Annotated in this window: 12 protein-coding genes; all 12 read right to left on the bottom strand. The window is 53.9% G+C overall.

Annotated elements, in window-relative coordinates:
- Window positions 1-109: 109 nt before the first annotated feature.
- The 12 genes from tolA to sucA all read right to left on the bottom strand — a co-directional run bounded on the left by tolA (window position 110) and on the right by sucA (window position 13109).
- Window positions 110-1396, bottom strand: a complete 1287-nt coding sequence (gene tolA / locus AC790_RS03490; protein ID WP_049850915.1) for a cell envelope integrity protein TolA — start codon at window positions 1394-1396, stop codon at window positions 110-112.
- A gap of 25 nt (window positions 1397-1421) precedes the next feature.
- Window positions 1422-1850: a colicin uptake protein TolR gene (gene tolR, locus AC790_RS03485; RefSeq protein ID WP_007890638.1), complete on the bottom strand. Its 429-nt coding sequence runs from the start codon at window positions 1848-1850 to the stop codon at window positions 1422-1424.
- 13 nt (window positions 1851-1863) lie between these two features.
- Window positions 1864-2550 carry a Tol-Pal system protein TolQ gene (tolQ, locus tag AC790_RS03480; protein WP_007890639.1) on the bottom strand — a complete coding sequence of 229 codons (687 nt, stop codon included), beginning with the start codon at window positions 2548-2550 and terminating at the stop codon, window positions 1864-1866.
- Window positions 2547-2969: a tol-pal system-associated acyl-CoA thioesterase gene (gene ybgC / locus AC790_RS03475; protein WP_191322252.1), complete on the bottom strand. Its 423-nt coding sequence runs from the start codon at window positions 2967-2969 to the stop codon at window positions 2547-2549. The genes tolQ and ybgC overlap by 4 nt, the downstream gene beginning before the upstream one ends.
- 180 nt (window positions 2970-3149) lie before the next feature.
- Window positions 3150-3443 (bottom strand): cyd operon protein YbgE, encoded by a 294-nt coding sequence (ybgE, locus tag AC790_RS03470; protein ID WP_049850914.1) that lies wholly within the window; start codon window positions 3441-3443, stop codon window positions 3150-3152.
- Window positions 3443-3556 carry a cytochrome bd-I oxidase subunit CydX gene (gene cydX / locus AC790_RS24100; RefSeq protein ID WP_007890642.1) on the bottom strand — a complete coding sequence of 38 codons (114 nt, stop codon included), beginning with the start codon at window positions 3554-3556 and terminating at the stop codon, window positions 3443-3445. The genes ybgE and cydX overlap by 1 nt, the downstream gene beginning before the upstream one ends.
- A gap of 15 nt (window positions 3557-3571) precedes the next feature.
- A complete protein-coding gene (gene cydB, locus AC790_RS03465) occupies window positions 3572-4711 on the bottom strand; it encodes a cytochrome d ubiquinol oxidase subunit II (protein ID WP_049850913.1) in 1140 nt (379 codons plus the stop codon).
- Window positions 4712-4722: 11 nt separating this feature from the next.
- The gene (gene cydA / locus AC790_RS03460; RefSeq protein WP_007890644.1) at window positions 4723-6294 is read right to left on the bottom strand and encodes a cytochrome ubiquinol oxidase subunit I; all 1572 of its coding nucleotides are present in this window, start codon (window positions 6292-6294) and stop codon (window positions 4723-4725) included.
- Between the two features lie 665 nt (window positions 6295-6959).
- A complete protein-coding gene (gene sucD, locus AC790_RS03455) occupies window positions 6960-7835 on the bottom strand; it encodes a succinate--CoA ligase subunit alpha (protein ID WP_007890645.1) in 876 nt (291 codons plus the stop codon).
- Window positions 7835-9001 carry an ADP-forming succinate--CoA ligase subunit beta gene (gene sucC, locus AC790_RS03450; protein WP_007890646.1) on the bottom strand — a complete coding sequence of 389 codons (1167 nt, stop codon included), beginning with the start codon at window positions 8999-9001 and terminating at the stop codon, window positions 7835-7837. The genes sucD and sucC overlap by 1 nt, the downstream gene beginning before the upstream one ends.
- A 61-nt stretch (window positions 9002-9062) precedes the next feature.
- Window positions 9063-10286, bottom strand: a complete 1224-nt coding sequence (gene odhB, locus AC790_RS03445; RefSeq protein ID WP_007890647.1) for a 2-oxoglutarate dehydrogenase complex dihydrolipoyllysine-residue succinyltransferase — start codon at window positions 10284-10286, stop codon at window positions 9063-9065.
- A 15-nt stretch (window positions 10287-10301) separates the two neighbouring features.
- Window positions 10302-13109 carry a 2-oxoglutarate dehydrogenase E1 component gene (sucA, locus tag AC790_RS03440; RefSeq protein WP_007890648.1) on the bottom strand — a complete coding sequence of 936 codons (2808 nt, stop codon included), beginning with the start codon at window positions 13107-13109 and terminating at the stop codon, window positions 10302-10304.
- Window positions 13110-13299: the final 190 nt, after the last annotated feature.

Here is a 13299-nt window from a genome sequence, read left to right as displayed (position 1 = left end):
CCTTACCTGAACCAGAGGTTCATGATAATTCGCACAGTTCCTGAAAAACACGAGTACTCATAGAGTACGGCAAGCTAACCTTAGTTCAACCTGCCGTACGTTACTGCATTTATTGAGGCTTGAAATCCAGAGGTGCGTTTTTGAACACCTGATAAACTTCCTGGCTCGGCGGCTTAGGAATACGAGCCTGCTGAGCAGCTGCAACCGCAGCCTGGCAAAGTGCCGGGTCGCCTCCTTCAGATTTAACGCCAGCCACAGTACCGTCTGACATCAGCTGAATACGCAAAGTACAGGTTTTGCCCTTAAAGCTTTCCCAATCATAAAATTTACTTTTGATTGCTGCCTGGATTTGGCCTGCATAATTACTGATGTCTGCACCCGATGCGCCAGACTTCTTCTGATTGCCCTGCCCAGCCGCGCCGCCCGAAGCGGTACCGCTTTTCGGTGCGTTCTTACCAGAAGATAAACCACCTAACAGGTTATCGACGTCACTTTCGTTTTTCGCCGCTTCAGCTGCTGCCTTTTTCTTCGCATCCGCCGCTGCCTTGGCTTTCGCCGCCGCATCCGCTTTTGCCTTGGCAGCCGCATCGGCCTTGGCTTTCGCCTCGGCAGCAGCTTTCTCTTTCGCTTCTGCAGCAGCCTTCTCTTTCGCCTCAGCCGCCGCTTGCTCTTTGGCCTCTTTTGCTTCCTGAGCTGCTTTCGCCTTCGCATCGGCAGCAGCCTGGGCTTTCGCTTCAGCGTCCGCTTTGGCTTTCGATTCTGCGGCGGCTTTCGCCTGTTGTGCCGCTTTCTCTTTCGCCGCTTCAGCAGCAGCCGCTTTCGCTTGCTCTTCGGCTTTCTTCTTCGCATCAGCCGCGGCTTGCTTAGCCTCTTCTACCGCTTTGGCTTTGGCATCGGCGGCCGCTTTTGCCTGCGCGTCCGCTTCTGCTTTGGCATCCGCTTTGGCTTTCGCGGCAGCCGCTTCGGCGGTTTTCTGCTGTTCCTGCGCTTGCTTAGCGGCGGCTTCAGCGGCTTTCTGTTGCTCAGCCTGCTGTTTGGCCTGCTCTTTGGCTTCCTGCTGTGCCTGCAAGCGCTCTTTTTCCATCTCTTTCAAGCGTTGCTGCTCGGCAGCTTGTTTCTGCTGTAACTCTTCAGCCTGCTGCTGCGACTGTTTTTGCCGCTGCTGCTCGGCACGCTGACTGTCTCGTTGCTGATTCTGCTGGCGGTTATATTGCTCAACCACGGCGCCTGAATCGACCATCACTGCGTCAATATCACTGCCACCGCCACCGCCGCTGGATTCGATTTTTTCGTTAAACGAGCTCCAAATCAGTAAGGCGATCAGCACGATGTGCAGAATCACCGAAACAATTATCGCGCGCTTTAACTTGTCGTTCTGCTCGGTTGCCTTCGACACTCTCGGTTCCCAAAAACGGTTCGCTTTAAATCGGCTGCGTCATCAAACCGACAGATTTCACGCCGGCCTGATGTAACAGGTTCAGCGCCTTGATGATTTCGTCGTAAGGCACGTCTTTCGCACCGCCGATCAGGAAGACCGTTTTCGGATTGGCTTCAATCCGGCGCTGCGCTTCGCTTACCACCTGCTCCGGCGGCAGCTGCGTCATACGATCGTGATCCACGACCAGGCTGTACTGGCCAACGCCAGCCACTTCAACAATCACCGGTGGATTATCATCAGTTGAGACGGTTTTCGAATCTGTCGCATCCGGCAGATCCACTTCCACGCTCTGAGTAATAATCGGCGCGGTTGCCATAAAGATGAGCAGCAACACCAACAGTACGTCCAGCAGTGGAACAATGTTGATTTCCGACTTAAGGTCGCGCTTACCGCGACCACGGGTTCTGGCCATCGTAAACCTCGACTTACTTCGTGTTGTCGGTGGAGAAAGCCTGACGATGCAGGATAGCCGTGAACTCTTCCATAAAGTTGTCGTAGCCCTGTTCCAGCTTGTTAACGCGCTGGTTCAGACGGTTGTACGCCATAACGGCAGGAATAGCCGCGAACAGACCGATGGCCGTTGCGATCAACGCTTCAGCAATACCCGGCGCAACCATCTGCAACGTTGCCTGTTTTACCGCACCGAGGGCGATAAAGGCGTGCATGATCCCCCACACCGTACCGAACAGACCGATATACGGACTGATGGAACCCACGGTGCCAAGGAAAGGAATGTGGTTTTCCAGCGTTTCCAGTTCACGATTGAAGGAGATACGCATCGCACGGCTCGCGCCCTCCACCACCGCTTCCGGTGCATGATTATTAGCACGATGCAAACGCGCAAACTCTTTGAAACCTGAATAGAAAATTTGCTCAGATCCGCTCAGTTCATCACGGCGTCCCTGGCTTTCCTGATACAGGCGTGACAGCTCGATACCCGACCAGAACTTATCCTCAAATGCTTCGGCTTCGCGCCCCGCCGCATTCAAAATGCGCGTACGCTGAATAATGATCGCCCATGAGGCAATAGAAAAGCCGATCAAAATCAACATGATAAGTTTGACCAGAAGGCTCGCCTTCAGGAACAAATCAAGAACATTCATGTCAGTCACTGCTTGAACTCCGCGACAATAGACTTGGGAAGCGCAATTGGCTTCATTAGATGTGGGTTGATGCAGGCAATCAGGACTTCTGCTTCATTTAGCACTTTGCCTTCTGCATTCACGATACGCTGCGAGAACGTCATAGTTGCACGCGTCATTGAGGTCACTTCTGTTTGAATTTCCAGAAGATCGTCCAGACGGGCAGCCGCAACAAAATCGATTGTCATGCGTCGTACCACAAAAGCCACCTGCTCTTCCAACAGGACTTGCTGATTGAAATGGCGCTGGCGCAACATTTCGGTACGTGCTCGTTCATAGAAAGCAAGATAACTGGCATGGTAAACCACACCACCGGCATCGGTGTCTTCGTAATAGACACGAACCGGCCAGCGAAACAGCGTTGTACTCACTCTACATCCCGGTCTCATTTTAAACGTTGCTACTATACGCAAGAGAGATCGGCTTGGGAATGGTCCGCCAGAGCCAGGAGAAAATAATTATCACACGTTAACAACTGGAAGGATTTTTGGGATGTTTCTTGACCTGGCACTGACAAAAACTCACGTCAACGCCTCAAAAAGCAGCAATTTTAAGTCCTGAGACAGGACTTAATGGTAGAACCAGACTATTCCTGTCAGCAGCACCAGCATCGCCGGCAACGGTGAAAACAGTGCCTGCCAGCGTAGGCGCTGCGGTCGGAATCCAGTACCGTGCACCACGCCCGCGCACACTGCCCAAATCAGTACTAATCCATGCCATATTGCTAAATCACTGGTCCGCGCGGCGAAGTGCGATGGCTGCCAAATCACACAGCCCGCCAGCCACAGCGCAAGGATGAGCGAAAGGGCCCGCAGCGGGCCCTTGTCCATCAGACGATAGGGTGTCTGAATCAGTGCGCGCATCAGACTTGTTCGTCCTTCGCGCTGCTCTCTTCTACATGCTCCAGCGCCAGCGCCGTAATCACACCGAACGCACAGGCCAGCAAGGTGCCAAGAATCCAGGCAAAATACCACATGCTCAATCTCCTTAATCAGTACAGGGAGTGCGTATTGCTCTCAATGTGTTCTTTGGTGATACGGCCAAACATCTTGTAATAACACCAGGCGGTGTACGCCAGGATAATGGGTACAAAGATGATGGCAGCAATGGTCATTACTTTCAGCGTCAGCAAGCTAGATGTGGCATCCCACATTGTCAGGCTGATGCCCGGCACGGTGCTGGATGGCATGATGAACGGGAACATCGCAATACCCGCCGTCATAATGACGCAAGCCAGCGTCAGTGAAGAGAAGATGAATGCCCAGGCACCCTTCTCCAGACGCGAGCAGAGAATGGTCAGCAGCGGCAGCACCACACCTAACAGCGGAAACAGCCACAGCACCGGCGTTTGCTCAAAGTTCACCATCCACGCACCGGCTTCACGCACCACATCTTTACCCAACGGGTTAGATGCCGCGTGATGATCGATGACGCTCTTCACCACATAACCGTCGATACCGTATTTCACCCACACACCGGCCAGAATGAAACACACCATCATCACCAGCGCAGTGATTTGCGCGGTGGTACGGCTGCGCAGGTGCAAATCACCCGCAGTACGCATCTGCAGGTAGGTTGCGCCCTGTGTCAGGATCATCGCCACACTGATTACGCCGGCCAGTAAACCAAACGGGTTCAACAGCTGGAAGAAGTTGCCGGTATAGAAGAGGCGCAGATATTCGTCAGCATGGAACGGCACACCTTGCAGCAAGTTGCCGAATGCCACACCAATGACTAACGGCGGAACAAAGCTGCCGATGAAAATGCCCCAATCCCACATGCCACGCCAGCGCATATCTTCAATTTTCGAACGGTAGTCGAAACCGACCGGACGGAAGAACAGTGAAGCGAGCACCAGAATCATCGCTACATAGAAGCCTGAGAAAGCAGCGGCATAGACCATCGGCCAGGCGGCAAACAGCGCACCACCCGCCGTAATCAGCCAAACCTGGTTGCCGTCCCAGTGTGGCGCAATGCTGTTAATCATGATGCGACGTTCGGTATCGGTGCGCCCAAGAATGCGGGTCAACATACCAACGCCCATATCAAAGCCATCAGTGACGGCAAAACCGATCAGCAGGACACCAATCAGCAGCCACCAGACAAAGCGTAAAACTTCATAATCAAACATGGTAGCTCTCCTTATCCACGCACCGGCTGAGATGATGTCTTCAGCGTTTCATGATGATAGCGGCCGGTTTTCAGGCTGCTTGGACCGAGGCGCGCAAACTTGAACATCAGGTACATTTCGGCCACAAGGAACAAGGTGTAAAGACCGCAAATCAGAATCATCGAGAACAGCAGATCGCCTACGGTTAATGATGAGTTAGCGACTGCGGTCGGCAGCACTTCACCAATCGCCCACGGCTGACGACCGTATTCAGCGACAAACCAACCCGACTCAATCGCAATCCATGGCAAAGGAATACCGTACAGCGCCGCTTTCAGCAGCCAGCGAGATTTGCCAATGCGGTTGCGGATGACGCTCCAGAATGAGAGCGCGATAATACCCAGCATCAGCACACCACCCAGCACCATGATGCGGAAGGCAAAGTAGAGCGGCGCAACGCGGGGAATCGAATCCTGTTTCGCTTGCTGAATTTGCTCTTCCGTGGCGTTGGCGACATCAGCGGTATAGCGCTTCAGCAGCAGGCCGTAACCGAGATCCTGTTTGCTCGCTTCAAACTGGCTGCGTACTGCCGGATCTTTACTGCCCCCACGCAACTCGTTCAGCAATGCATACGCTTTCATGCCGTTACGAATACGCACTTCATGCTGCGCCAACAGATCTTTGAGCCCGGTAACCGGCGTATCGACCGAACGGGTGGCAATCAGGCCGAGCAGATAAGGGATCTGAATTGCATATTTGTTTTCTTGCGTCTCCTGATCCGGAATACCAAACAGGGTAAACGCGGCTGGCGCCGGTTGGGTTTCCCACTCCGCTTCAATCGCGGCCAGTTTGGTTTTCTGCACATCGCCGATCTCATAACCCGATTCATCACCCAGTACGATCACCGACAAAATCGCCGCCATACCGAAGCTGGCTGCAATAGCAAAAGAGCGTTTTGCGAAGGCGATATCGCGCCCTTTCAGCAGATACCAGGCGCTGATACCAAGGATGAACATCGCACCCGCGGTATAACCGGCGGCAACGGTGTGCACAAACTTCACCTGCGCCACCGGATTCAGCACCAGCTCGGAGAAGCTCAGCATCTCCATGCGCATGGTTTCAAAGTTGAACTCTGAAGCGATCGGGTTTTGCATCCAGCCGTTCGCTACCAGAATCCACAGCGCGGACATATTAGAACCGAGCGCGACCAGCCAGGTGACTGCAAGGTGCTGCACTTTACCGAGACGATCCCAGCCGAAGAAGAACAGGCCGACAAAGGTGGATTCGAGGAAGAACGCCATCAGGCCTTCAATGGCCAGTGGCGCACCGAAGATATCGCCGACGTAGTGTGAGTAATATGACCAGTTGGTACCGAACTGAAACTCCATGGTCAAACCGGTAGCCACGCCCAGCGCAAAGTTGATACCAAACAACTTACCCCAGAATTTGGTCATATCTTTATAAATCTGTTTCCCCGTCAGGACATATACGGTTTCCATGATTGCCAATAAAAACGCCATACCGAGCGTTAATGGGACAAACAGGAAATGGTACATCGCCGTCAGGGCAAACTGTAAACGCGACAGCTCGACAATATCTAACATGATGACTCCTTGCTCCTCGCATAAACTCGCTCTGCGGATACAACGGCAAACACACTGACATTGATGCGCAGAATTAGATTCAGGAACGACTGATTATTGATTCCAGTTTTATTACTGAGATAACAGAGAAACCTGTTGCCCGAAGTGAGCGAGTAACAGTGATAAAAATTTCCCGAAATAAACTCTCTTTCCAGTCAGGTTCAGGCAGAAGTGAGTTAAGGAGGCGACAGAATTGATTTAACAACGCCTGACACAAACTCCTGAAAAATTATGAAGTAGACTGAATTGATGCAGCGCAATTTAAACCGGTTGGCCCGCGCTTAGCCAGTGGTAAAGTTTGCTATAACTCGCTATTTATTGATCTGGATTAAGGCTATAAATTTCCAGATGTGTAGTGTAAGAATGGTTGTTAATTAGTTGTCACAACCAGTTGGTAAAATTAAGAATATAATTACCTTTTCCGCAATTATTTAACCTCTATCTGGAAAGTTACGCGTCAATTCTTTGACAGAGATCTAGCGCCTTTTCCCTTCTTTACCTTGAACCCAAAGTAAGCATAGCCGCACTTTTTTAACCCGTTGCGCTTTTTCCCCTAATTTTTAGCAGGATATTGCCAAAAAAAAGACCACCCGAAGGTGGCCTTTTTACATCACTACGATGATGGCTTATTTGATTGGCAGCACCGCTTTAACCGCGTCACCAATGTCAGCCAGGCTACGTACGGTTTTCACACCGGCCGCTTCCAGCGCAGCAAACTTCTCATCAGCGGTGCCTTTACCACCGGCAATGATGGCGCCGGCGTGGCCCATACGCTTGCCTTTCGGTGCAGTCACACCCGCGATGTAGCCGACAACCGGCTTAGTCACGTGAGCTTTGATGTAGGCAGCTGCTTCTTCTTCCGCGCTACCACCGATCTCACCGATCATCACGATCGCTTCGGTCTGTGGATCGTCCTGGAACAGTTTCAGGATGTCGATGAAGTTAGAGCCTGGGATCGGGTCACCACCGATACCGACGCAGGTAGACTGGCCGTAGCCGATGTCAGTAGTCTGCTTAACGGCTTCATAGGTCAGCGTACCTGAACGCGAGACGATACCTACGCGGCCCGGCTGGTGAATGTGGCCCGGCATAATACCGATTTTACATTCGCCTGGCGTGATCACGCCTGGGCAGTTCGGGCCGATCATGCGCACGCCGGCTTCATCAAGCTTCACTTTCACAGTCAGCATATCCAGCGTTGGAATACCTTCGGTGATGGTGATGATCAGCTTGATGCCCGCATCGATCGCTTCCAGGATACCGTCTTTGCAGAACGGAGCCGGAACATAGATCACGGTGGCAGTTGCGCCGGTCGCTTCTACCGCTTCACGCACGGTATTGAACACGGGCAGGCCGAGATGCGTGGTGCCGCCTTTGCCTGGCGTTACACCGCCAACCAGCTGCGTACCGTAGGCCAGCGCCTGCTCAGAGTGAAACGTCCCTTGACCACCGGTGAAACCCTGGCAAATGACTTTGGTGTTTTTGTCGATCAAAATGGACATTATTTACCCTCCGCTGCAGCGACAACACGCTGTGCTGCGTCTGTCAGGCTGGTTGCTGCAATGATATTCAGACCGCTGTCCGCCAGTTTCTTAGCGCCCAGCTCGGCGTTGTTACCTTCCAGACGTACCACCACTGGCACGTTCACACCCACTTCAGCCACTGCACCAATGATGCCGTCTGCGATCAGGTCGCAACGCACGATGCCGCCGAAGATGTTAACGAATACCGCTTTCACCGCATCGTCAGACAGGATGATTTTAAAGGCTTCGGTTACGCGCTCTTTGGTTGCGCCACCGCCAACATCGAGGAAGTTTGCCGGCTCACCACCGTGATGTTTCACGATGTCCATGGTGCCCATGGCCAGACCGGCGCCGTTCACCATACAGCCGATGTTGCCATCCAGCGCAACGTAGTTCAGTTCCCACTGTGTCGCGTGCGCTTCACGTGGATCTTCCTGGCTCGGGTCGCGCATTTCACGCAGCTCCGGCTGACGGAACAGTGCATTACCGTCTGCGCCCAATTTGCCGTCGAGACAGATCAGATCGCCCTGCTTGGTGATCACCAGCGGGTTGATCTCAACCATTGCCAGATCGCGCTCAAGGAACATGGTCGCCAGACCCATGAAGATTTTGGTGAACTGGCTGACTTGCTTACCGGTCAGACCGAGTTTGAATGCTAACTCGCGGCCCTGATACGGTTGTGGACCCGCTAATGGATCCAGTGCCATCTTGTGGATCAAGTGTGGCGTTTCTTCTGCCACTTTCTCAATCTCAACACCGCCTTCAGTCGAGGCCATGAAGATCACGCGACGGGTTGCACGATCAACCACCGCGCCCAGATACAGCTCTTGATCGATATCAGTGGCTGCTTCAACCAGAATCTGGTTTACCGGCTGGCCGTGCGCGTCAGTTTGATAGGTCACCAGACGTTTGCCCAACCAATGCTCAGCAAAAGCACGAATGTCTTCTTTGCTATTAACCACTTTCACGCCGCCCGCTTTACCGCGGCCACCGGCATGAACCTGACATTTCACTACCCACGGACCGGCGCCAATTTTAGAAGCGGCTTCTTCGGCTTCACGTGGCGTGGTGCAGGCGTAGCCTGTCGGTGCTGGCATGCCATAGCGTGCAAACAACTGCTTCGCCTGGTATTCATGTAAGTTCATGATGTTCTATCCATTCAGGTAAGATTTTGGGCGCGCCGTCACTCCGCGCGCCCGGCGAAATTTAGACGTCCAGCAGCAGGCGCGCTGGATCTTCCAGCATCTCTTTCACCGCGACCAGATAGCCAACGGATTCACGACCATCAATCAGACGGTGATCGTAAGAGAGCGCCAGATACATCATTGGCAGAATCACTACCTGACCATTGACCGCCATTGGGCGCTCTTTGATGGCGTGCATGCCCAGAATCGCGCTCTGCGGCGGGTTGATGATTGGCGTAGACATCAGCGAACCGAATACACCACCGTTGGTGATGGTGAAGTTACCGCCGGTCAACTCGTCAACCGTTAGCTTGCCGTCACGGCCTTTCACTGCCAGTTCTTTAATCTTCTTCTCGATGTCGGCCATGCTCAGCGCATCAACATCTTTCAGCACCGGCGTTACCAGACCACGCGGGGTAGAAACCGCAATGCTCACATCGAAATAGTTGTGGTAAACCACATCTTCGCCATCAATAGACGCGTTCACTTCCGGGAAGCGTTTCAGCGCTTCAACCACCGCTTTGATGTAGAAGGACATAAAGCCCAGACGCACGCCGTGACGCTTCTCAAACGCATCGCCGTACTGCTTACGCAGATCCATGATTGGCTTCATGTTGATTTCGTTGAACGTGGTCAACATGGCGGTGCTGTTTTTTGCTTCCAGCAGACGCTCGGCAACACGCTTACGCAGACGCGTCATCGGTACGCGTTTTTCGCTGCGATTAGCCACAGCAGCCTGCGGTGCAGCCGCAGCGGCGGGTGCTGGCGCTGCTTTGCCGCTGTCGGCTTTCTTCGCCAGATGTTTTTCCACATCTTCACGCGTCAGACGGCCGCCCACGCCGGTGCCTTTGATCTGGCCAGCATCGAGGTTGTTTTCAGCAATCAGACGGCGTACCGCTGGGCTGAGCGCATCGTTGCTCTCTTCTTCCAGCGAAGCTGTCTGGCGCTGAGCCGGAGTAGACTCGTTGCTTTCCGCTTTTGCCGCGGTCTCTTTCCCGCCGCTGTTGCCCTCTTTCAAGCGGCCCAGAATCTGGCGAGAAGTGACGGTAGCACCTTCATCTTCCAGCACGGCTTCCAGAATGCCGTCTGCGGAAGCAGGCACTTCCAGCACCACTTTGTCGGTTTCAATCTCTACCAGTACTTCATCGCGGCTCACAGAGTCGCCAGGTTTTTTGTGCCAGGTTGCAACCGTTGCGTCCGCTACGGATTCAGGCAAATCGGGAACGAGAATTTCTACGCTACTCATTTTCTTTCCTTTTTATTAACCAAGGTTCAGCGCGTCATTAACCAGGTCTTGCTGCTGTTTTTGATGTACGGACATGTAGCCCACGGCCGGTGAAGCAGAAGCCGGACGGCCTGCATAACGCAGTGACGCACCAAATGGAACCACTTCGCGGAAATGATGCTGACTGCAATACCATGCGCCCTGATTGAGCGGCTCTTCCTGACACCACACGAAATCTTGCACATGAGCATAGTTTTTCAACACGTCCTGCACGACTTTGTGCGGGAACGGATAGAGCTGTTCGATACGTACGATGGCCACGTCGGTCTGCTCGTTCTTACGACGCTGATCCAGCAAATCGTAATAAACCTTGCCCGAACACAGCACCACACGTTTCACCTGCTGCGGATCCAAATCGTCGATCTCACCAATCGCCGGCTGGAAGCTCCCGGTCGCCAGCTCTTCCAGCGTGGAGATTGCCAGCGGATGACGCAGCAGAGATTTCGGCGACATGACGATCAGCGGACGGCGCATACCGCGCAGCGCCTGACGACGCAGCATGTGGTAAACCTGCGCTGGTGTTGAAGGCACGCACACCTGCATGTTCTGTTCAGCACAGAGTTGCAGATAACGCTCCAGACGCGCCGAGGAGTGCTCAGGGCCCTGGCCTTCATAACCGTGCGGCAGCAACATCACCAGGCCACACATACGGCCCCATTTCTGCTCGCCGGAGCTGATGAATTGATCGATGACGACCTGTGCACCGTTGGCGAAGTCGCCGAACTGCGCTTCCCAAATGGTCAGCACGCGCGGCTCTGCGGTGGCGTAACCGTATTCGAAAGCCAGTACCGCTTCTTCCGACAGCACCGAATCCCACACTTTGAACTGACCCTGGCCGTTATGGACATGGTGCAGCGGCGTGTAGGTTGAGCCGTTAGTCTGATTGTGAATCACCGCATGACGGTGGAAGAAGGTACCGCGACCGGTATCTTCACCAGACAGACGAACCGGAATGCCTTCGTCAACCAGTGTGGCGTAGGCGAGGTTTTCTGCACCGCCCCAGTCGAACGCTTTGTTGCCTTCGGCCATCTCTTTACGATCGTTGTAAATCTTGGCGACGCGTGACTGCACTTCTACCGATTCCGGTACGCTGCTGATGCGGCGCGCCAGCTCCTGCAGACGTTTCAGCTCAACGGTTGCCGGGTAGCTCTCATCCCACTCGTGGTTGAGATACGGCGACCAGGTGAAGGAGTGCAGACTCATCGGACGCCATTCCGGCACCACGCACTCGCCTTCATCCAGCGCATCGCGATACAGATTAACCATTTCAGTGGCATCTTCGCTGGTCGCTACGCCTTCGCTTTCCAGCTGGTCGGCATAGAGTTTACGCGGCGTTGGATGCTTTTTGATTTTCTGGTACATCAACGGCTGAGTGGCACTTGGCTCATCGGCTTCGTTGTGGCCGTGACGGCGATAGCACACCAGATCGATGAAGACATCGCGTTTAAAGGTGTTGCGATAATCCAGCGCCAGACGCGTCACAAACGCCACCGCTTCTGGGTCATCGGCGTTAACGTGGAAAATCGGTGCCAGCACCATTTTGCCGATGTCGGTGCAGTACGGCGTGGAACGCGCATCTTTCGGGTTGGAAGTGGTAAAACCAACCTGGTTGTTGATCACGATGCGCACGGTACCGCCCACTTCGTAACCACGCGCCTGCGACATGTTCAGGGTTTCCTGCACCACGCCCTGGCCAATCACCGCAGCATCACCGTGAATGGTAATCGGCAGAACTTTGTTGCTGCTTGGCTCTGCCAGACGATCCAGACGCGCACGCACCGAACCCATCACTACCGGGCTGACGATTTCCAGATGCGACGGGTTGAACGCCAGCGCCAGGTGCACCAGGCCACCTTCGGTTTCCACATCAGATGAGAAGCCCATGTGGTACTTCACGTCGCCGGTGCCGAGATGTTCTTTGTGCTTACCGGAGAATTCGTCGAACAGATCCTGCGGTTTTTTACCCAGGACGTTGATTAGCACGTTCAGACGACCGCGGTGCGCCATACCCAGCACCACTTCACGCGTACCGCTCTTGCCAGCGTGACGAATCATCTCACGCAGCATCGGTACCAGCGCATCGCCGCCTTCCAGCGAGAAGCGTTTCGCACCTGGGAATTTCGCCCCCAGATATTTTTCCAGGCCTTCTGCCGCGGTCAGCTCTTTCAGGAAACCTTTTTTCTCGTCGCTGCTGAAAGACGCGTGGCCCACCACCGACTCCAGACGCTGCTGAATCCAGCGCTTCTCATCGGTGTTGTTGATGTGCATGTACTCTGCACCAATTGAGCCACAGTAAGTCTGCTGCAGCGCCGCAAACAGATCGGCCAGCTTCATCGTCTCTTTGCCGATAGCAAATGAGCCTACGTTAAAGCTTTCCTGAAAATCGGCGTCGGTTAGATCGTGATAAGCCGGATCGAGGTCGGCTACCGTGTCCTGTTTCCACAGGCCAAGCGGGTCAAGGTTGGCATGCTGATGGCCGCGGAAGCGGAACGCATTAATCAGCTGCAGTACTTTAACCTGTTTGGAGTTGGCGGCCGGATCGGTCACGGTTGATGTGTAACGCGTTGCGTCTTTAGCCAGGCGGCGGAAGTAATCACGCGTGGTGGAGTGAAATTGCTCAGGTTTCACGCCAGTGCCCGGCAGCTGCTGGAACAGCTCGCGCCACATGTCATCAACTGAGTCAGGATCGGTCAGGAAATCCTCATAGAGTTGCTCTATGTAGGATTGGTTCGCGCCGGCCAGCCAGGAGGAGTCCAGCCAGGGTTTCATCGCGCTGTTCTGCATTGTGATCCCTTAAGCATTAATCTGCTTTTTATGAGGTTTCATTTGTTACCGCTTACGCGGCTTGCCGTAGTGAGTTCAGCGATACGAACCTGTGCGCTACCGGCGCCTGGCTCGTAAGGGAACCTTTATAAGCGTGGTCAATACCGCGCTTATAGAGGCTTCCGTAAACATCCGGGAACCTCAGTTCCCG

Source organism: Pantoea sp. RIT-PI-b (assembly GCF_001187905.1).
GTDB lineage: Bacteria > Pseudomonadota > Gammaproteobacteria > Enterobacterales > Enterobacteriaceae > Pantoea > Pantoea nemavictus.
The sequence above is the reverse complement of the archived record's forward strand: the minus strand, read 5'-3'. Positions and strand labels throughout refer to the sequence as shown.

What these genes read in the sequence shown, in the direction of transcription:
- ybgE (WP_049850914.1), bottom strand. Translation starts at nt 3,443, where the DNA reads ATGCGCGCACTGATTCAGACACCCTATCGTCTGATGGACAAGGGCCCG.
- cydA (WP_007890644.1), bottom strand. Translation starts at nt 6,294, where the DNA reads ATGTTAGATATTGTCGAGCTGTCGCGTTTACAGTTTGCCCTGACGGCG.
- tolR (WP_007890638.1), bottom strand. Translation starts at nt 1,850, where the DNA reads ATGGCCAGAACCCGTGGTCGCGGTAAGCGCGACCTTAAGTCGGAAATC.
- ybgC (WP_191322252.1), bottom strand. Translation starts at nt 2,969, where the DNA reads ATGAGACCGGGATGTAGAGTGAGTACAACGCTGTTTCGCTGGCCGGTT.
- cydX (WP_007890642.1), bottom strand. Translation starts at nt 3,556, where the DNA reads ATGTGGTATTTTGCCTGGATTCTTGGCACCTTGCTGGCCTGTGCGTTC.
- sucA (WP_007890648.1), bottom strand. Translation starts at nt 13,109, where the DNA reads ATGCAGAACAGCGCGATGAAACCCTGGCTGGACTCCTCCTGGCTGGCC.
- cydB (WP_049850913.1), bottom strand. Translation starts at nt 4,711, where the DNA reads ATGTTTGATTATGAAGTTTTACGCTTTGTCTGGTGGCTGCTGATTGGT.
- odhB (WP_007890647.1), bottom strand. Translation starts at nt 10,286, where the DNA reads ATGAGTAGCGTAGAAATTCTCGTTCCCGATTTGCCTGAATCCGTAGCG.
- sucD (WP_007890645.1), bottom strand. Translation starts at nt 7,835, where the DNA reads ATGTCCATTTTGATCGACAAAAACACCAAAGTCATTTGCCAGGGTTTC.
- sucC (WP_007890646.1), bottom strand. Translation starts at nt 9,001, where the DNA reads ATGAACTTACATGAATACCAGGCGAAGCAGTTGTTTGCACGCTATGGC.